This window comes from Rhizobium mesoamericanum STM3625 (assembly GCF_000312665.1).
GTDB lineage: Bacteria > Pseudomonadota > Alphaproteobacteria > Rhizobiales > Rhizobiaceae > Rhizobium > Rhizobium mesoamericanum.
Map to the genome: position 1 here is coordinate 1,784,970 of NZ_HF536772.1, position 18,212 is coordinate 1,803,181.

17 protein-coding genes are annotated in these 18,212 nt (G+C 59.1%); 8 read left to right on the forward strand and 9 right to left on the reverse strand.

Features of this window, described 5'->3' with window-relative positions:
* Positions 1-73: 73 nt before the first annotated feature.
* Positions 74-3,244 (reverse strand): bifunctional diguanylate cyclase/phosphodiesterase, encoded by a 3,171-nt coding sequence (locus tag BN77_RS08630; RefSeq protein WP_007530620.1) that lies wholly within the window; start codon positions 3,242-3,244, stop codon positions 74-76.
* A gap of 244 nt (positions 3,245-3,488) precedes the next feature.
* Here BN77_RS08630 and BN77_RS08640 point away from each other — a divergent pair, with 244 nt between their 5' ends.
* A complete protein-coding gene (locus BN77_RS08640; protein ID WP_007530622.1) occupies positions 3,489-3,749 on the forward strand; it encodes a DUF1344 domain-containing protein in 261 nt (86 codons plus the stop codon).
* 6 nt (positions 3,750-3,755) lie between these two features.
* Here the strand turns inward: BN77_RS08640 and BN77_RS08645 are convergent, their stop codons facing one another.
* From BN77_RS08645 to BN77_RS08660, 4 genes are all read right to left on the reverse strand, one after another.
* Entirely contained in the window at positions 3,756-4,346 is a 591-nt protein-coding gene (locus BN77_RS08645; protein WP_007530625.1) for a histidine phosphatase family protein, read from the reverse strand.
* Positions 4,347-4,429: 83 nt separating this feature from the next.
* Positions 4,430-5,248, reverse strand: a complete 819-nt coding sequence (gene fabI, locus BN77_RS08650) for an enoyl-ACP reductase FabI (protein ID WP_007530627.1) — start codon at positions 5,246-5,248, stop codon at positions 4,430-4,432.
* A 123-nt stretch (positions 5,249-5,371) separates the two neighbouring features.
* On the reverse strand, positions 5,372-6,541 hold the full coding sequence (locus BN77_RS08655; RefSeq protein ID WP_007530629.1) for a DnaJ C-terminal domain-containing protein: 1,170 nt from the start codon (positions 6,539-6,541) through the stop codon (positions 5,372-5,374).
* Positions 6,542-6,775: 234 nt separating this feature from the next.
* Positions 6,776-7,234 (reverse strand): RT0821/Lpp0805 family surface protein, encoded by a 459-nt coding sequence (locus BN77_RS08660; protein ID WP_007530631.1) that lies wholly within the window; start codon positions 7,232-7,234, stop codon positions 6,776-6,778.
* Between the two features lie 66 nt (positions 7,235-7,300).
* Between BN77_RS08660 and pdxH the strand changes: the two genes are divergently transcribed.
* On the forward strand, positions 7,301-7,921 hold the full coding sequence (gene pdxH, locus BN77_RS08665; protein ID WP_007530633.1) for a pyridoxamine 5'-phosphate oxidase: 621 nt from the start codon (positions 7,301-7,303) through the stop codon (positions 7,919-7,921).
* Between the two features lie 20 nt (positions 7,922-7,941).
* Here pdxH and BN77_RS08670 read toward each other — a convergent pair whose 3' ends face one another.
* Entirely contained in the window at positions 7,942-8,994 is a 1,053-nt protein-coding gene (locus BN77_RS08670) for a polysaccharide deacetylase family protein (RefSeq protein ID WP_007530636.1), read from the reverse strand.
* Positions 8,995-9,219: 225 nt separating this feature from the next.
* On the opposite strand from BN77_RS08670, the gene BN77_RS08675 reads away from it, so the two are divergent.
* A complete protein-coding gene (locus tag BN77_RS08675) occupies positions 9,220-10,506 on the forward strand; it encodes a D-alanyl-D-alanine carboxypeptidase family protein (RefSeq protein ID WP_007530638.1) in 1,287 nt (428 codons plus the stop codon).
* Positions 10,507-10,845: 339 nt separating this feature from the next.
* On the opposite strand, the gene BN77_RS08680 is transcribed toward BN77_RS08675, so the two are convergent.
* The 3 genes from BN77_RS08680 to BN77_RS08690 form a co-directional block, all read right to left on the reverse strand.
* The gene (locus BN77_RS08680) at positions 10,846-11,343 is read right to left on the reverse strand and encodes a GNAT family N-acetyltransferase (protein WP_007530641.1); all 498 of its coding nucleotides are present in this window, start codon (positions 11,341-11,343) and stop codon (positions 10,846-10,848) included.
* Positions 11,344-11,361: 18 nt separating this feature from the next.
* Complete coding sequence (tldD, locus tag BN77_RS08685) at positions 11,362-12,777, reverse strand: metalloprotease TldD (protein WP_007530644.1); 1,416 nt, start codon at positions 12,775-12,777, stop codon at positions 11,362-11,364.
* A 99-nt stretch (positions 12,778-12,876) separates the two neighbouring features.
* The gene (locus BN77_RS08690) at positions 12,877-13,464 is read right to left on the reverse strand and encodes an invasion associated locus B family protein (protein ID WP_007530645.1); all 588 of its coding nucleotides are present in this window, start codon (positions 13,462-13,464) and stop codon (positions 12,877-12,879) included.
* Positions 13,465-13,801: 337 nt separating this feature from the next.
* On the opposite strand from BN77_RS08690, the gene coxB reads away from it, so the two are divergent.
* The 5 genes from coxB (at position 13,802) to BN77_RS08715 (ending at position 18,185) form a co-directional block, all read left to right on the forward strand.
* Complete coding sequence (coxB, locus tag BN77_RS08695) at positions 13,802-14,695, forward strand: cytochrome c oxidase subunit II (protein ID WP_007530648.1); 894 nt, start codon at positions 13,802-13,804, stop codon at positions 14,693-14,695.
* A gap of 18 nt (positions 14,696-14,713) precedes the next feature.
* Positions 14,714-16,417, forward strand: coding sequence for a cytochrome c oxidase subunit I (gene ctaD / locus BN77_RS08700; protein ID WP_007530650.1), 1,704 nt, complete (start codon positions 14,714-14,716; stop codon positions 16,415-16,417).
* A 69-nt stretch (positions 16,418-16,486) separates the two neighbouring features.
* The gene (locus tag BN77_RS08705) at positions 16,487-17,443 is read left to right on the forward strand and encodes a heme o synthase (RefSeq protein WP_007530651.1); all 957 of its coding nucleotides are present in this window, start codon (positions 16,487-16,489) and stop codon (positions 17,441-17,443) included.
* On the forward strand, positions 17,443-17,583 hold the full coding sequence (locus BN77_RS34080; RefSeq protein ID WP_007530654.1) for a hypothetical protein: 141 nt from the start codon (positions 17,443-17,445) through the stop codon (positions 17,581-17,583). Before BN77_RS08705 ends, BN77_RS34080 begins: the two co-directional genes overlap by 1 nt.
* Complete coding sequence (locus BN77_RS08715; protein ID WP_007530656.1) at positions 17,580-18,185, forward strand: cytochrome c oxidase assembly protein; 606 nt, start codon at positions 17,580-17,582, stop codon at positions 18,183-18,185. The genes BN77_RS34080 and BN77_RS08715 overlap by 4 nt, the downstream gene beginning before the upstream one ends.
* Positions 18,186-18,212: the final 27 nt, after the last annotated feature.

Below are 18,212 nucleotides of genomic sequence, written 5' to 3' on the forward strand. Positions count from 1 at the left end.
CGGCAAAAGCCTTTCTTTGCTCGAAACCAACAACGAAAGGAAATCGTGTTTCCGCTCAGTGTAGATGATGGTGTCAGGAGGCGATACGCCAGGAACTTCCTTCCGCCATTTGTGCGAAGTCCTCGAAAGAAAGCGGGGGGGAGAATGCGTAACCCTGCAGGAGGTCGCAGCCGAGTTCGTTGAGGAGGGCAGCATGCGCCGCCGTTTCGACGCCTTCCGCCACCGTTTCGACACCGAGTGAGCGGGCGATGTCGATAATCGAGCTGACAAGCGCGCGCTCCTGCGGCGAATTCATCGCCGGTTGAACCAGCTGTCGGTCGATCTTGAGCCGCTTCGGCTTCAGCTTGAGGAGGCTGACGATCGAGGTATGACCGGTGCCGAAATCATCAATCTCGATGTCGATCCCAAGCGCCTTGATCCGATCGAGGTTATGAGCGGCCACATCCTCGCTCTCGTCAAGAAAGATAGACTCGACCAGTTCAAAGGAAAGCTCGCCGGGGCGGATCTGCAGGCCCCTCAATGATTCTGCGAGGGTTTCGTCATGCAGCCGTCGCGCCGAAACGTTGACCGAGATCTTCGGAACGGAAATGCCCCTTGCCGCCCACCGCATCTTGTCCTTCAGCGCGGTGTCGAGAACGATGCGGTCAAGCGTTTGCACGACGTTGATCTCGTCGGCGATCTTCAGGAATTTGTCCGGCGTCAGCAGTCCCCGGGACGAATGCTGCCAGCGAACCAGGGCTTCGACGCCGATGAGTTGCATCGTGCGTGCTGAGAACTGCGGTTGATACCACGCGGTAAACTCCCCGTTCTCGATACCCGCAAGAATTTCGTCGGCTAGGCGCTTGTTGTTGATGATGTCGGCCTGGAGATTGTGATTGAAGAATTCGTAGCGGTTCCGCCCCTGACTCTTGGCGCGGTAGAGAGCGATGTCGGCATTGATCAGCACCTTACGAGCATCGACGTGCACACCATTGGCAACCGCGATCCCGATGGAGACGCCGCAACGGCAGGCAAAACCCTCGAAGTCGATCGGCTGGCGCATCTGCTCGATAATCCGGCCAGCAAGGGCAGACATATCCACATCGCTGGCGTTTTGCGCCAGGATTACGAATTCATCGCCACCGATACGCGCGACGAGGTCGTCTCCGCGCAGGTTCCTCGACAGCACGCGCGACGCATGGATCAGCATCGCATCGCCGGCTGCATGGCCGAGTGTGTCGTTGATCTCCTTGAACCTGTCGAGGTCGATGTGGAGGATTGCGAATTTCCGCCGCTCGTTCCGGCCGTCGAGCGTCAGCCTCTCAAGTGCCATATCAAGTTTTCGGCGGTTGGCGAGCGCCGTCAGTGGGTCGTGCAGCGAGTTGTGCTCGATGCGGTTCTTGGCAAGCTCAAGCTCGATATTCTTGGCGATCGCCTCGTCCTTGGCTGCCTTGAGCTGCGCGGTCATCAGCGCATCCTCGGTGACATCGAATGCAACGCCGATGATCTTCTGGTGACCGCTCGGGGTCTGGTGAACCTTGCCCGTCGAGCGAACGTAGCGGATCGAGCCGTCCTTGGTCGGAACGCGACAGATCAGCGTATGAGTGTCACCGAGCTGTTTGAAATGGCGGGCACTTTCGAGGGCCAAGGTGCGATCTTCAGGCAGAATGCAGGAAAGCCAGACCGGTTCGGTCATGAAGCCAGCTCTGGGCGTTAGCCCGTAGAGCTCGTGCATTCGCTCGTCCCACATGGAGCCCTCGTCCCCGATCGTCGCTTCCCAGATTCCGCATTGATAGGAGTCGAGCGCCAGATCGAGCTTGCCGGAGAGCTCGGAAAGCTCGGCCTCGCGTCGTGACAGTTTGTCCAGCGCCATCTCCAACTCGGCATTCTTCACGTCGCTGACATCCTTTGCCTTACGCAGGACTTCGGCCGCTTCCGCGTCGGCTGTGACGTCCCAGACGATGCCGATGGTCTTTTCGTCGCCTGCCGCGTCTGTGTAGAAGGAGCCGATGGAGCGCAGGTGTCGGACGGTGTCGCCTTCGGCTGCGACCCGGTATTGTGTTTCATAGGCGGAACCGGCGACGTGGTAGTTGAAAAAGTGTACTTCCGCGATGTGCCGGTCTTCGGCGACGATCGTAGCCAGCCAGTCTTCCAGCGAATGACTGCCGTCTTCCGCGGGTTTGCCATGGAGTGCTGCGGCCCGGGCATCCCAGTACAGGGTGTGGCCGTGCTCATGCAGTTCCCATATGCCGATATTCGATGATTCCAATGCCAGATTGAGGCGCTGCGACAGCTTGACCAGCGTCGCCTCGCGTGCCCTGAGTTGCACAATATTGCGATTGCGCTCGCCGAACAGCAGGGTCGCAAAGAAGACCGGGATGATCGTGAGAAAGGCGGCAGCGGCGATGATCAGGCGAAGCGCTGACTGGTTCTCGGGAATGGCGTTCCAGCCCGCCTTCGGGACTGCCGCAATCTGCCAGCGCCCGCCGGCAAAAGCGACCTTTCGCGTTATCGATTGCTGTTCGGGCAGATCCCGTGCGCCGAAGAAGGGCGTGGCCGAGTCTGCCTTGGAGAGGTCGCGCACGGCGATCGAGAGGTGATCGAGGTGCGGATATTTCTCCTGATTCTCGCTGTTGCGCGCCGGCTGCAAGCCGGTATTCTGATAGAACATGTCCGCGTCGATCGTGACTTCGACTGCGCCCCAGACCCGACGTTGCCCATTTTCTTTTACGAAAACGGGAAAGAAGATCGCGAACGCCTCCGCGCCATCGCCTGCAGCGATCGGTCCATAGAAGCGCGCCTGCTGGTCGCCCGTGGTGCGCATCACCAACTGACGCGGGGCAAGAATCTCGCGAACGTCTTTCCCGATTCGTCCTTTCCCGGCCTGTGGCGGATAGACGGCGCCGACGATGAAATCCGGTGCGACGGCAATATTCAGGAAGTGGGGGTTCTGGATGAGCAGCCAGTTGATCTGCCGCTCCATCTCCTCGGCATTCACGCTCGAATTGACCGCCACCATGTTGGCCAGGTCGCGGACGACGGTGATGTCCATGTTGATCTGCGCGATCATCCGCGCCCGGATCAAACTGACTTCGTTTTCTGTTCGAATCGTCAGTTCACGCCGATGAGCGGCAGTATTGGCGCGGTCCAGCCCGAGGCCGACGATGACCACAGCAATTGCAACAAGCCCGGAAATCAGGAAGGCGAGACGGGTATTCCTGAAGACGCGCCGCAATGTGTTGCTGTCTTTAAGGCGGAATAGCAAAACCCAGTCTCCCATGTTCGGGGCGACTGTAGATAGAAGCAGTTAATTTACGATTGCCCGCCAATACCTCTGCCAAACATCGAAACGTACTTGAAATGCAATTAGCGAAGCGATGCCGTTATTGTTAAAATACTCTTCACCAATTTGGCGTGCCAGGTCATTCTTCAGGGCAAATTTCGCCATATTCGGGAGGTTATCTGTACGCAGTTGGATTATCGAGTCGTGTTTTCGAGGAATTGTTGTCATGCGCTTCGTAGTAGCTACGCTTATGGCCACTGCTAGTTTCTTGTCGCCGATCAGCGGATTTGCAGAGAGCGCGGACGTCGAGGCGACGATCAAGAAGGTCGATATGACCAACCTTAGCCTCACGCTAGATGACGGAAAGACCTACCAGGCACCGGAAGAATTCAATTTCGAGGGACTGAAGGCGGGCGTGAAGGTTATCGTCTTCTACACCGAGGTGGATGGAAAACGCGTCATCAACGATCTCGATATCGTCCAATAGTGAGGCCTAGACCCAGCCGATCAGTCCATTGTCCCGATTGACCTTCAGAATGCGGTCCTGTGGAATTTCACCTTCGGCGGCCTCGTCCTTGGGCCAGGAGGCAATTGTTCTGAAAAGCGCGCGGATGACCCCGCCGTGCGTGACGCAAACCGTGGGTTTGTCGACAGAATTCAGCCAAGATCCCACGCGCCACGACATTATTTCATAGCTTTCCGCGTCATCCCCCGGCGGGATGAAATCCCATTTGTTGAGGTTGCGTTCGGTGACGCGGTCGCTGGCTGTGACCTTCAATTCCTTGATGGTGAAGCCTTCCCAATCACCGAAGGAAACTTCGACCAGGCGCTCGTCGGTTCGATAATCTTTCGATGGCAGACCCATCGCCTCGCGCATGATTTCCATCGTGGCGCGGGTGCGCGCCAGCGGGCTTGCGACGAATTCGAAAGGGATTGCTTCGATCTTTAGGATTTCTTTAAGATCGATGCCGTTCTGCCAAGCCTGGGCTCTGCCGACGGCATTGAGCGGAATGTCCTTCTGGCCTTGCAGGCGACGTTCTGCGTTCCAGTCGGTCTGGCCGTGTCTGACGACGTAGATAAGCAATGATCGGCTCCGTTTAGGGCACGCAACCCTTAGTCGCTGTCGCGAGGAAAGGGTCGCGAGCACGACGCAGCAAAGGAGTGCGATCAGTCCTTTATGACGGAAATGTCGGGCGCGTCTACCGCCTTCATACCGATGACGTGGTAACCGCTATCAGCGTGGTGGACTTCGCCCGTAACCGAACGCGAGAGGTCCGAGAGCAGGTACAGGCCGACGTCGCCGACCTCTTCGATCGTCACCGTCCGACGCAGCGGCGCATTGTATTCGTTCCATTTCAGAATGTAGCGGAAATCACCGATGCCAGACGCTGCAAGCGTCTTGATCGGGCCGGCAGACACGGCGTTGACACGAATGTTCTTCGGCCCGAGGTCGACAGCCAGGTATTTGACGCTGGCTTCGAGTGCGGCCTTGGCAACGCCCATGACATTGTAGTTTGGCATGACCTTTTCGGCGCCATAATATGTAAGCGTCAGCATCGAGCCGCCCTCTGTCATTAGCTTCTCGGCGCGACGTGCAACCGAGGTGAAGGAATAGACGGAGATCTGCATCGTCTTGGCGAAGTTGTCGGCCGACGTATCAACATAACGGCCAGTCAGCTCGTCTTTGTCCGAGAAACCGATCGCGTGAACGATGAAGTCGATCTTGCCCCACAGCTTTTCGACGTGCTCGAAAACGGCATCGATGGTCGACTCGTCGCTGACGTCGCAATGTCCGGCAAGAACGCCGTTTACTTCTGCAACCAGGGGCTCCACGCGCTTTTTCAGCGCATCGCCTTGGTAGGTAAATGCGATTTCGCCGCCCTGTGCATGAATAGCCTTGGCAATACCCCATGCAATCGAACGATTGTTGGCAACGCCCATGATGACGCCGCGCTTGCCTGACATGAGGCCTGTTGCCTGAGCCATATTTCGCCCCCTAAAGAATTCTGATCGGTCCTGCCTATGGCATAGGCTGCTAATCGGTTCAAGATTGGCAGCAATCATCAACTGTTAGGGATCGTAACAAAGGGTGCGTATGCCACCAAAATTTCACAAAAACAGCCCGTTCTTCATGCTTCGCATCAGATCAGTGACTTTGTCGTCGGGTTTTTCCCACAACATAATGCGCAGCTCGACAACGAGATCGCCCTTGCCGCCCTCAACGTTTGCTAGGCCCTCACCGGGAACGCGGATTGTCTTGTCGGAGCCAGACCAGGCCGGAACCGTCACGGTGAGGGGACCATTGGGGCCGTCGATGCGCGCCTCGCTTCCCAGTACGGCATTTTCAATCGTCACCGGCAAGACCACATGGAGATCGAAACCGTTGACCGTAAACCGTTCATCGGAAGCAATGTGGATGTTGATGACGGCGTCGCCGCGCTGCATACCGTTGAGTTTGTGTCCCTGGCCCTTGAGACGTAGCTGATGGCCTTCCGTCGTACCGGCAACCAGCGCGAATCCGGCGTCGCGACCTTCGCCGAGGTCGACTGTGACCCAGCTGCCCTTGATGACCTCGTCGACGGTGACTGTTTTTGTCACGAATTGATCCGGCGCTTTTTCAGGCGCGGCAGCGCTGCTGCCGCCGGTAAAACGGCGAACGAGCGAGGTTAGCAAGCTAAGTGGCTGCATGATCGCAGAAGCCTGAACGGCGGCCTCCTCGGCGGCCTGCTGTTGTTCGGCCTCCGCCTTGGCGGCATCTGGCTGTTTGTCCGCGGTTCCGGCCTCCGCTTCCGGCCGCTTCGCAGCGGCGGTAAAGCCCTGGGCGCGTCCGCCACCGGCCGCAGTGCGCGCCTGCGTGCCGAATATGCGTTCGATCATTTCTTCCGGCGGTTCGGCCGCACCGGTCTTTTGCTGCTTGGCGGCATCGGCCGCAGCTTTTTGCGTGGCGGCGCGCGCCAGCTCTTCCATCACGCGCTCGGCATTGGCCTGTGCTGCCTTGGCACGCGCGGCCGCCTCGCGCGCTGCCTGGCGCTGCTGCAGGATCGTGCCTTCGTTGGCCTTGGCTTCGGCCATGCGGGCTGCATTGTCGAAGAGGCTCCGTTTCTTCGGATCCTTCAACGTTTCATAGGCGCGTCCGATCTCGGCAAAGCGTGCGCTCGCCGTCGGGTCGCCCTGGTTATGATCAGGGTGAACCGCCTTGGCCATGTTGCGCCAGGCTGCTTTGATCTCGTCCTGGCCCGCATCCCGCTTGACGCCCAAAATCTTATAAGGATCGCGCATGTTCCAAACCGCCGGAGTTCCGATGCGGTGTGCCTGTCCTCTGCCCTAGCACCCCGAAGCCTCTCATTTGGCACCCGGAAGAAACCGAGCGCACTTGAGGGCGGATTGTGGGGAGAAGTTGCTAATCAGTTCTTATTCCACGTGGGAGACGTCTCGCTTTTGCGCCGAATGGTTAGCCTTTTGCTAAACATCAAAGGCGAGCGGAGCGCGCCTTAAGCGTGCACCGTGTGGCACTCAGCTTTCCGGCTGGAAACTCATGAGTTGCCAGTTGCCACCGCCGACGAGACAGGTCTTGCCGTAGAATTTTGCGATGCCGACATAGGAATGCCGCGTCGTGCGGAACTGGCGGCAGACCTGGCCGGAATCCGTATTCTCGACGATCGTATCGATGATGCCGGCACTGCCGGTTGATGCGTTAGCCCAGGGAAGGGGGCGGCCCTCCAGCCGTTGGATGTCCGCGGAGGTTACTGCGTTGCCGACGGTCATTTCGTCGGAAATCGAGTCGCTCGTCGGCGCGGGCTGCGGCACCGTGCCGGTCGCAACCGAGCGATCGACCTTGGAGCTGCTGAAGAGGTCCAAACCGCTGGAAATGCAGCCGGAGAGCGAGAGCACCGCCGTGCCGACAATGCAGAAGGCCGCACTGCGACGCAGCGGACCCTTTGTATGACGATCTGACTTTGCTATGACTTCCACCCTGCGTCCTGTCCAGTAGCCAACGGCTGGGCAAATTTCGAATAAACCCGGGGCATTTGAGCTAATATGTCGGCAAATGAGTTAACAAGCGGTGACTTCACCGAGCGAAACGAACCGTTCGATCTTTTTGCCGAGTGGTTGAAAGAAGCGGAAGATTCCGAGATCAATGACCCGAATGCGGTAGCGCTTGCGACGGTCGATGAGGACGGCCTTCCCAATGTCCGCATGGTTCTCCTTAAGGGATTCGATCAAGACGGCTTTGTGTTCTACACGAATTTCGAGAGTCAGAAAGGCCAGGAACTCCTCGGGCAGAAGAAAGCCGCCATGTGTTTCCACTGGAAAACGCTGCGGCGGCAGGTTCGCCTGCGTGGGCCTGTGGAGATCGTGACGGACGAAGAAGCCGACGCTTATTTCAAGACACGAGCGCGCGGCAGCCGGATCGGTGCCTGGGCATCGAAACAGTCACGCCCGCTAGAAAGCCGATTCGCGCTTGAAAAGGCTGTGGCCGAATATACCGCCCGTTACGCAATCGGGGAGATCCCGCGTCCGGCGCATTGGTCCGGCTTCCGGATCCGGCCACTTTCAATCGAATTCTGGAAGGACCAGAAGTTCCGCCTGCATGACCGCATTGAGTTTCGCCGGGCATCGCCAGAAGGCGATTGGACGAAGGTTCGCATGTATCCCTGATTGGGCATGAGCAGCCGTACTCAGGGTCTGTTTGGCGTGAATCGGAACGGAATACCCGAGGCGAGGCCGGACACGTACCGCACGTTTTGATAGAGACCGTTGATCGACAGCCTCGGCAAATAGGTAATGCTACCGAGCGAGCGCTGCGTGACGACGCCGGGCTGTGTGGTCACGGCGATTGCGAAACCGACCTCGCGTGCGATTTCTGCCTGCCTGTGCGTTACCGCCTCGCGCGTGCCATAGGGGTAAGCGAAGGAGCCAGGTCGCTCGCCGGTGACCGCAGCAACGTAGTCGCGGGACGCCGTCATCTCGTCGTGAACCTCCCGGTCGGAGAGACGTGACATGGCCCTGTGGCTGACTGTATGCGCACCGAGCGTGGCCAGCGGGCTAGCCTCGAGGAGATTGAGTTCCGCTGGTGTCATCACCAGATCGTCGACGATTTCGTCCGGGTCGATTTCGTGCTGACGCGCCATCATGTCGATGGCTGCTGCGGCGGCGCGTTCGTCATGTCGATGAAGATGGCTGGCGATGCGTGCGAAAACGCGCTCCTTTGCATCGATCGTCGTAACGTCGAGCATCTCGTGGCCGCTGCCGAAATCGAAGCCGATCTTCTCCTCCTTGCGTAGAAGCGCTGCAAGCGTCTCCCACCAGATGGTATGCGTGCGTTCGGCAAGACCCTTGGCGACGAAGACGGTAAAGGGCGCGTTGTGCTTTTCGAAGATGGGCAGGGCGTAGACGAGATTGTTGCGGTAGCCGTCATCGAGCGTGAAGGCGGCGAAGGGCTGATCGGACCCGGTTTGCGATAGCAGTGCCGGAACCTCTTCAAGCGCCACGAAACGATAGCCGTCGCTCTTCAAGCGATCGAGAACGAGATCGAGAAATTCCGGCGTGATTTCCAGATGCGCATTCGGTTCGAACGCTGCCTGTTCGTGCGGACGGACGTGGTGGAGCGTGAGGATCGCGCCAAGTCCCCGAGCGCCACGCATTGCACCGGTTGCGCGCAGGAGATTGGCAGTCTCAAGACCGCCTGCAATCGCAATCCGCTTCGCAAGCCTTTTGATGCTCGCCGTCATCTCATTCGCCCGCTGGTTTCCGGAGCGGCGAAACTAGCAAGCCCGGGGTTAAGTCTTGCTGAATGAGGATTTTTGAGTGTCCTCTTTACGCGATTTTCACTATGAAGGATAAAACTTGTCAAAAATCATACCAGTCGCCGCAAAGTAGCGCCACTTTGGCGGCTTCTGTAGCGGAACGGGACAAATCCGAATGGCGCCGGCCATTCGTTCATCGAGGGGAATTGCATGAAGACGCTGTTGGCCGCAATTATGACTGCGACGCTTGTTGTTGCGGCGCCGTTGGCGGCGATGGCGGGCAGTGCCTCCCTCATCCTGGATGTGCGGACCGGCAAGGTGCTCACCGCCGAGAATGCCGATGTCCTGAACCATCCCGCGTCGCTGACAAAGATGATGACCATCTACATGGCCTTCGAGGCGATCAACCGGGACAAGATCAGCTGGAATACGCCGCTCGTCATGTCGAAGTATGCCGCTTCGCGTCCGCCGACGAAACTCGGCGTTCGCGCCGGCGATTCCATCACGGTTCGCGACGCGATCCTCGGCATGATCACCAAGTCGGCCAACGATGCTGCGGTCGCCATGGCCGAGAAGCTCGGTGGATCGGAAAGCAACTTTGCCAGCATGATGACGCAGAAGGCGCGGCAGCTCGGCATGAGCCGCACGACTTTCTACAATGCGTCCGGCCTCCCGGATGGTCGGCAGGTCACGACGGCGCGTGACATGTCCACCCTCGCGGTGGCCCTTATGCGGAATTACCCGAGCGAGTACCGATTGTTCTCGACCGCGAGCTTCACTTTCCGTGGGCGCACTATCCGCGGCCACAACAACTTGATGTATCGCTATCAGGGCATGGACGGCATCAAGACCGGCTATACGAATGCCTCGGGGTTCAATCTTGTTAGCGCAGTCAAGGATGGCGACCGCCGCGTCGTTGGTGTCGTGCTCGGCGGCCGCACCGCGCGCAGCCGCGACGACAAGATGGCCGGTTTGCTCGACAAGTATCTCGGCCGTGCGTCCTCGTCCGGCGGAGCACGGCTGGTCGCAAGCACGAGCGCTCGACAGTCGGTGGAAGTCGCTTCCGCAGAGGATGACAGCGACATGCCGGTCCAGGAAACCGCACCCCGCATCAATGAGCTGTCGCCAAAGGCGCTGGGCTATCTGAACGAAACGACAGTGCCGATGGAGCGTCCGTCTGCTCTTGCGGGCATTGCCAGTGTCGGCAAGCCTGCCGCTAAATCCTCTGGCGCGCCGGTGGCGTCCGGTGACTGGCAGATTCAGATCTCGGCGGCATCGAGCGACGATGCCGCCCGCGCCCTTCTTGCCCAGGCCAAGGCCGAGGGCGGTGCGGCTCTGAAAGCGGCGTCCCCCTATACCGAGGCTGTCGGCAATGGCGCGAACAAGGTCTATCGCGCTCGCTTCATCGGCTTCCAGAGCCGAGAGGCGGCTGCATCTGCCTGCGATGCACTGAGACAGCGCTCCTACGACTGCGTGCTGCTGCCCAATCACGGCTGATCTATCTCAACTTTCCGGCAAATCAGGGTTTTTCCTTTGTGAACAAAGGAGAAGGCCATGCTGATGATCTCTCTGAAAAGTTCGAAAGCACGCCGCGGATCTATGCCGATGCCAACGGCATAGAGCGCGACGTGGACCGGGCTTCAGGAGGAAATCGGCTGACTCACCCAGGCTTGGAACCGTACTAGCGGCAGAGGTGGCCGGAAGGGATGATCGGATGAGGAACTGGCGCGCGATCTCGCTGAAGAGGGAGCGGACTTCTTTTTGCCCACAGGAACGAGCTGGATCTTTCGGCGGCGATCGGGCGCGATTGGCTTTTCAACAGAGCAGGCCTGGACGTTAGGCGGCAATGATGCTGCGTCGATAGAATTTGCTGTCCACGGCCATCAGCGGAAACGACCGCGGCAGCTCGCCTCTCGAAACTTCGGCGAATGCGTTCTTTTCGTAGAACCGATGTGCAGAAAGGAATTTGTCCGTGGTTCCAAGGAAGATTTCCTTGATTCCCTCGGCCTCCGCATGTGCCAGCAGTTCCGCCAGAAGCCGTGCCGCAAGGCCGTGTTCGCGACCGCGTAGGTCAGCCGCGACAAACATCTTGCGCAGTGCTGTCTGTTCGTTGCCGATGTCCTTCAGCCCAATCGTGCCGACAATCTGACCGTTGCGCACGGCGACCCAGAACTGACCCTTCCCTGACTGATAGAAGTCAGAGATGGAGGAGAGATCTGGCTGATCGTCGGCAGTGATCTCTATCCCGAATTCCTCGCGCTGGATTGGCAGGATCACCGAGAAAACACCATCGACATCGGAAGCAACGAAAGGTCTGATTTCAATTTCGCTCATGCCGCTTCCCGTTCTCCACTAAGCCTTCGTGCCGCCCACGGTGACTTGGTCCATTCTGAGGTGCGGCTGGCCGACCCCGACAGGAACCCATTGCCCCGCCTTGCCGCAATTGCCGATGCCGGTGTCAAGTTTCATGTCATTACCGACCATCGAAACGCGCTTCATGGCATCGGGCCCGTTGCCGATCAGCATGGCGCCCTTGATTGGCGCGCCGATTTTGCCGTCGTCTATAAGGTAAGCCTCAGTGCAGCCGAAGACGAACTTGCCCGAGGTAATATCCACCTGGCCGCCGCCGAACGACACGGCATAAATGCCTTTCTTTACGGAGGCGATGATTTCCTCCGGCGTCTTATCGTCGCCCAGCATGTAGGTATTGGTCATGCGAGGCATCGGAACGTGTGCATAGCCCTGTCGACGACCGTTTCCGGTTGGCGTCATCCCCATCAGGCGGGCATTCTGCCGGTCCTGCATGTAGCCGACGAGTTTGCCTTTTTCGATCAGAACGTTGTAGCCGGAAGGCGTGCCCTCGTCATCGATGGTGATCGAGCCGCGACGGTTGTCGATCGTGCCGTCGTCGACAACAGTTACGCCGGGGGCCGCGACCATCTGGCCGAGAAGGCCTGCAAAGGCCGAGGTCTTCTTTCGGTTGAAATCGCCTTCGAGCCCATGGCCGACAGCTTCGTGCAGCATGACCCCCGGCCAGCCGGAGCCGAGCACGACGTCCATGGTACCGGCCGGCGCCTCGATCGCCTCCAGGTTCACCAGCGCCTGCCGCAAAGCTTCGTCGGCGCCGTATTGCCAGTTTCCTTCGGCGATGAAATCGCCGAAGCCGATGCGGCCGCCGCTGCCGTAGGAGCCGCTCTCCTGACGATCGCCTTCGCCGGCGATGACCGAGATGTTGATGCGGGTCATCGGGCGGATATCGCGAACGCGGTGACCGTCAGCGCGCAGAATGTCGACAACCTGCCAGCTAGCGGCGATCGATGCGGTCACCTGACGCACCTTGGGGTCCTTGCCGCGTAGATAGGCGTCGATGTCCTGCAGCACCTTGACCTTCTCCTCGAAGGTCGGCGTGCCGATCGGGTTTTCGTCGGAATAGAGCTTCTTGTTGGTCCGCTGGGGAGCCGCGGCGTAACTGCCGGCATAACCGCGGGTGACGGCGCCAACCGCATCGGCCGCACGCTTCAAGGCGGCCACGGAGAGGTCGCCCGCGTGCGCGTACCCGACGGCTTCGCCGGCAACCGCGCGCAGGCCAAAGCCCTGCTCGGTGTTGAAGCTGCCGCCCTTAAGGCGCCCATTGTCGAACATCAGCGATTCCGCCTGGGCATGTTCGATGTAGAGCTCCCCGTCATCAGCGCCCGAAAGTGCCTCGGCAACGAGCGAGCGCATCTTGGCTTCGTCGGCATCGAAGAGCGTGAGGAGATCGGTATTCATGTCTTTATGCTCCGCTGAAGCAGGAATGCTCTCAGCCGATGTAGGTCCGGTGGACGGTTCGAGCAAGCCCTGAAAAACAAGCCCCGAAAAACAGGACGGTCAGGGGAGGGCGTCGTAGCCTTCGGCAAAGCCCTTGAGATCGACGGGGATGCCGATCCCCTCCTCCGGCGTCTGGAAGACGATGAAGGTCGCACTGGCGCCACTGCGGAAGGTCTTCAGCAGTTCGTCCTCGAGAACAACCTCTGCATAGCATCCATCGGCGAAGCAGCGGACAAAATAAGCCCGGCCGATGTCCTTGCCATCGACATTGAGGCCAAGGCCGTTCGGCAGGAGAACACCGAGCGGGGCGAGAACACGCAGGATCTTCGACTTACGGTCCGCAGTCTTCAGCACGACAACGGAGAGGCCGACCTCAGGCCGATCCTCGGCGATGACGTTCTGCATCAACGCACACTGCTCCGTCGAGGCGCCGGCAGGCTTGTCGCATACGACCGACCAGGCGCCGTGGTTCGACTTTACGGTGCCAGGTGCCTGCGGCTGCGTCTGGCCGGGCGCGGCTTGCGTGGCCGGAGCTTGGGGCGCGGGCTGTGCCGGCGCGGGCTGCTGCTGGGCGAAAGCGGGAGCAGTCGCTGCGGCCGCAATGCACGCTGTCAGCAGGAACGGCCGTGCGAGGGAACGGAAACCCATGAAAACCTCTGCAATTCGAATCAGTGCCGCTAAGTTGGGGCGCGCCATCAAAAATGAAAAGCCCCACGCGCTGAAAAGCCGGGGACTACGGCGGAAATGGGACGTTTATCCGAGAATGTTGGCGCCACGGCACGACCACAAGCGATATTTTACCGATTATAACGAAAAGAGGGAATGTTTCGTTATGCTTGGCTCAACCCATTTGAAAGCGAAAATGCCGCACGAACAAACGCTTTGGGCTGTTGCGATCAATGACAAACTGTGGTTTGAAGCGCTGAGATGGCAAGGATTCTGTGCTGCAATTTTGCGCAGATCAGCGCTCGAGGGAGATTTTAAGGTGATTAAGAAGGCTTATGCAGCTCTGACCGCGCTGGTCTGTCTGCTTTTTGCTTCCGGCAGTTATGCCGACCAACCGATGCCGTGGCAGGCGACGTTGCAGCCGGCAGCCACGCCGATCATGCGGGACATACATTGGTTTGAACAATATACCCTGTGGTTTATCGTTCCGATCACGCTCTTCGTTCTGGTCCTTCTTATCGTTGTCTGTCTCAAGTTCCGTGCCGGCGCAAACCCGGTGCCGTCCAAGACGAGCCACAACACGTTGATCGAAGTTGCCTGGACCGTGGGACCGGTCCTTGTGCTCCTTTTCCTTGCTGTGCCTTCGTTCAATCTCTTGACCGCCCAGCTGACCCTGCCGGAAAATCCGGATGTCACGATCAAGGCAACGGCGACCCAGTGGCAGTGGAACTACGAATATGAAGGCTCGGGCGAAACCCCGATCGCTTTTGATTCCTATCTCCTGAAGGATCAGGACCGCGCCGCAGCCGGCAAGGAAGATAAGTCGAGGTATCCGCGCCTTCTGGCTGTGGACAATGAACTGGTCCTGCCTGTCAACAAGACCGTTCGCGTTCTCGTGACCGCTGCCCCGTCCGACGTCATCCATGCGTTTGCAATGCCGTCCTTCGGCGTCAAGATCGATGCCGTCCCGGGCCGCCTGAACGAAACCTGGTTCCGCGCTGAGCGCGAAGGCCTGTTCTATGGCCAGTGCTCCGAGCTCTGCGGCAAGGACCACGCGTTTATGCCGATCGCCATCCATGTCGTTTCCGAGGACAAGTACAAGCAGTGGCTCGCCGGTGCTGCTACCGACCTGCCGGGCGCGTACAAGACACTCATGGCCGCAACAGATGGTCCCGCAAAGACCGTCGATGTTGCTGAAAACGTCGCTAAGTAAGGGAAGAGGGAACGGGACATGGCTGGACCTTCCGCACACGACGATCATCACACGCATGATCATTCTCATGGCGCGCACGCCCATGACGACCACCACGATCACTCGCATAAGCCGAGCTTCGTCAATCGCTGGTTCTTTTCGACGAACCACAAGGACATCGGTACGCTTTACCTGATTTTCGCGATCATCGCCGGCATCATCGGCGGAGCGCTCTCCGTTGCCATGCGCATGGAGTTGCAAGAGCCGGGCATCCAGATCTTCCACGGTCTGGCATCGATGGTTTATGGCTACGAAGGTGATGCCGCCATCGACGGCGCCAAGCAGATGTTCAATATGTTCACAACGGCGCATGCGCTGATCATGATCTTCTTCATGGTCATGCCGGCGATGATCGGCGGCTTTGCCAACTGGATGGTGCCGATCATGATCGGTGCGCCTGACATGGCGTTCCCGCGTCTGAACAACATCTCGTTCTGGCTGATCGTTCCGGCTTTCCTCCTGCTCATCCTGTCGATGTTCGTTGAAGGTCCAGCCGGCGCCTACGGCGCAGGCGGCGGCTGGACGATGTATCCGCCGCTGTCGAGCTCGGGTACGCCGGGGCCTGCTGTCGACCTTGCGATCTTTGCGCTCCACATTGCCGGTGCGTCCTCGATTCTCGGTGCGATCAACTTCATCACCACGATCCTGAACATGCGCGCTCCTGGCATGACGCTGCACAAGATGCCGCTCTTTGCCTGGTCGGTTCTCATTACCGCCTTCCTGCTGCTGCTGTCGCTCCCGGTTCTTGCCGGCGCCATCACCATGATGCTGACCGACCGCAACTTCGGCACGTCCTTCTTCGTGCCGGAAGGGGGCGGCGACCCGATCCTCTACCAGCACCTCTTCTGGTTCTTCGGTCACCCGGAAGTGTATATTCTGATCCTCCCCGGCTTCGGCATCATCAGCCACATTATCTCGACCTTCTCGAGAAAGCCGATCTTCGGCTATCTCGGCATGGCCTATGCCATGGTCGCAATCGGCGCCGTCGGCTTCGTTGTCTGGGCCCACCACATGTACACGGTCGGCTTGTCTCTCGATGCCCAGCGCTACTTCGTGTTCGCAACGATGGTTATCGCTGTTCCGACGGGCGTGAAGATCTTCTCCTGGATCGCGACGATGTGGGGCGGCTCGATCACCTTCCGCACGCCGATGGTCTGGGCAGTAGGCTTCATATTCCTATTCACCGTCGGCGGCGTCACGGGTGTTCAGCTTGCCAATGCCGGTTTGGACCGCTCGCTGCATGACACCTACTACGTCGTGGCCCACTTCCACTACGTTCTGTCGCTCGGCGCCGTCTTCGCCATCTTCGCTGCCTGGTACTATTGGTTCCCGAAGATGACCGGCTACATGTACAATGAGTTCATCGGCACGCTGCACTTCTGGGTCATGTTCATCGGCGTCAACCTGGTGTTCTTCCCGCAGCACTTCCTTGGCCTCGCAGGCATGCCGCGTCGCTACATCGACTACCCGGATGCATTTGCCGGCTGGAACTACGTTTCCTCGGTCGGCTCCTACATCTCGGCCGTTGGCGTACTGATCTTCCTGGTCGGCGTCTTTGAAGCCTTCGCCAAGAAGCGCGTTGCCGGTGACAATCCGTGGGGCGAGGGCGCAACGACGCTCGAATGGCAGCTGTCTTCGCCGCCGCCGTATCACCAGTGGGAACAGCTCCCGCGCATCAAGTAAGATGCGAGAAATTGCGACCGCCGCGTGTTACAGTGCGGCGGTCGCCTTACAAGTTTGCAGGAAAAGAGAATGACAGTGATCGGCAATCGCAAAGCTCTGGCGCACGACGGCGAATTCCGCCTGTCGGAAGCGAGTGCGCGCGATTATTTCGAGCTTTTGAAGCCGCGCGTCATGTCGCTCGTGGTCTTCACGGCGTTTGCTGGTCTCGTTCTGGCTCCGGGGCACATCAACCCGGTTCTCGGTCTTATCGCCATCCTTTGCATCGCAATCGGTGCGGGCGCTTCCGGCGCACTGAATATGTGGTACGACGCCGATATCGATGCGATCATGACCCGCACCGCCAAGCGGCCGATCCCGGCTGGCCGGATCGCTCCGCGCGAGGCTCTGGCATTCGGCCTGGTGCTATCCTGCTTTTCGGTGATAATCCTCGGGCTCGCCGTCAATTGGCTCGCAGCCTCGATTCTTGCCTTCACCATTTTCTTCTACGCCGTGATCTACACGATGTGGCTGAAGCGTTCGACGCCGCAGAACATCGTCATCGGCGGTGCAGCTGGTGCCTTTCCGCCAATGATCGGCTGGGCCTGCGTGACCGGGACCGTCACCATCGAGAGCCTCGTGCTGTTCATGATCATCTTCCTGTGGACGCCAGCGCACTTCTGGGCGTTGGCTTTGTTCAAGATGCAAGACTATGAAGCAGTCGGTGTCCCGATGTTGCCCAACGTATCGGGCGAGCGCGCCACCAAGCACCAGATCGTTGCCTACGCAGTGTTCACGGCAGTGTGCGGCGTTTTGCCGACGACGCTCGGTTTTGCGAGCCTCGGCTACGGCCTGGTTGCCGCAGCGCTCGGCGCAATCTTTATCTACTGTTCCATCGCCGTCTGGCGGATGCCGGACGGCGATGAGAAGATGATCCCGGCGAAGAAGCTCTTTGGCTTCTCGATCCTGTATCTCTTCGCGATCTTCTCCGCCCTAATGTTCGACCGGCTTGTGGCTGTGCTCGTTTCACACGCGGGAGGCATTTTCTGATGGAAGTCGTCAAGCTTACGGAAGCGCAGCGTAAGTCGCGCCGCAATCGCAATGTCGCTCTCGGTCTGGTTCTGGCCGGACTGGTCGTGCTGTTCTACACGATCACGATCGTGAAGTTTACGTCGGGACACATGGGATGAGCGAGACGCAGAGCACGCCGCGAAAGCCGCGTAACAACGGCGCCGTCGTAGTCATGTGCCTCGCCTTCGTCTTCGGAATGGGCGCTGCCAGCTATGCGGCTGTTCCCCTTTACCGGATGTTCTGCCAGCTCACCGGCTATAATGGCACGACGCAGCGCGTCGAACAGGCTTCGACGGTGATCCTCGACCGCAAGATGCGCGTCACTTTCGACGCCAACGTTGCGCCGGGTCTCGACTGGGAATTCAAGCCGGTCGACCGCGAGGTCAATCCGCGCATCGGCGAAACCATTCAGGTGAATTTCACGGCCGTGAACAAGTCGAGCGAGCCGCAGCGCGGTCAGGCGGTGTTCAACGTGACCCCCGGCGAGGCGGGCGCCTATTTCAACAAGGTGCAGTGCTTCTGTTTCAACGAGACCGTATTGAAGCCGGGCGAAAAGCTCGAAATGCCGGTCGTGTTCTACATTGACCCTGATATTACCAAGGCTGTGGAATCGAAGGATATCCATACCGTAACCTTGTCCTATACGTTCTATCCCAAAGAGGGCCCGAAGCCGCTCGCTTCGAATGAGGGTGGAACGGTGAAGCTTGAAAAGAAACTTTGATTGAGGTCCGTTTCCGGCTATGCCGGA

Bases quoted from the DNA above. Each gene is read 5' to 3' on its own strand.
- BN77_RS08640 (WP_007530622.1), top strand. From the start codon at position 3,489: ATGCGCTTCGTAGTAGCTACGCTTATGGCCACTGCTAGTTTCTTGTCG.
- fabI (WP_007530627.1), bottom strand. From the start codon at position 5,248: ATGGCTCAGGCAACAGGCCTCATGTCAGGCAAGCGCGGCGTCATCATG.
- BN77_RS08655 (WP_007530629.1), bottom strand. From the start codon at position 6,541: ATGCGCGATCCTTATAAGATTTTGGGCGTCAAGCGGGATGCGGGCCAG.
- pdxH (WP_007530633.1), top strand. From the start codon at position 7,301: ATGTCGGCAAATGAGTTAACAAGCGGTGACTTCACCGAGCGAAACGAA.
- BN77_RS08670 (WP_007530636.1), bottom strand. From the start codon at position 8,994: ATGACGGCGAGCATCAAAAGGCTTGCGAAGCGGATTGCGATTGCAGGC.
- BN77_RS08675 (WP_007530638.1), top strand. From the start codon at position 9,220: ATGAAGACGCTGTTGGCCGCAATTATGACTGCGACGCTTGTTGTTGCG.
- BN77_RS08680 (WP_007530641.1), bottom strand. From the start codon at position 11,343: ATGAGCGAAATTGAAATCAGACCTTTCGTTGCTTCCGATGTCGATGGT.
- tldD (WP_007530644.1), bottom strand. From the start codon at position 12,777: ATGAATACCGATCTCCTCACGCTCTTCGATGCCGACGAAGCCAAGATG.
- BN77_RS08690 (WP_007530645.1), bottom strand. From the start codon at position 13,464: ATGGGTTTCCGTTCCCTCGCACGGCCGTTCCTGCTGACAGCGTGCATT.
- ctaD (WP_007530650.1), top strand. From the start codon at position 14,714: ATGGCTGGACCTTCCGCACACGACGATCATCACACGCATGATCATTCT.
- BN77_RS08705 (WP_007530651.1), top strand. From the start codon at position 16,487: ATGACAGTGATCGGCAATCGCAAAGCTCTGGCGCACGACGGCGAATTC.
- BN77_RS34080 (WP_007530654.1), top strand. From the start codon at position 17,443: ATGGAAGTCGTCAAGCTTACGGAAGCGCAGCGTAAGTCGCGCCGCAAT.
- BN77_RS08715 (WP_007530656.1), top strand. From the start codon at position 17,580: ATGAGCGAGACGCAGAGCACGCCGCGAAAGCCGCGTAACAACGGCGCC.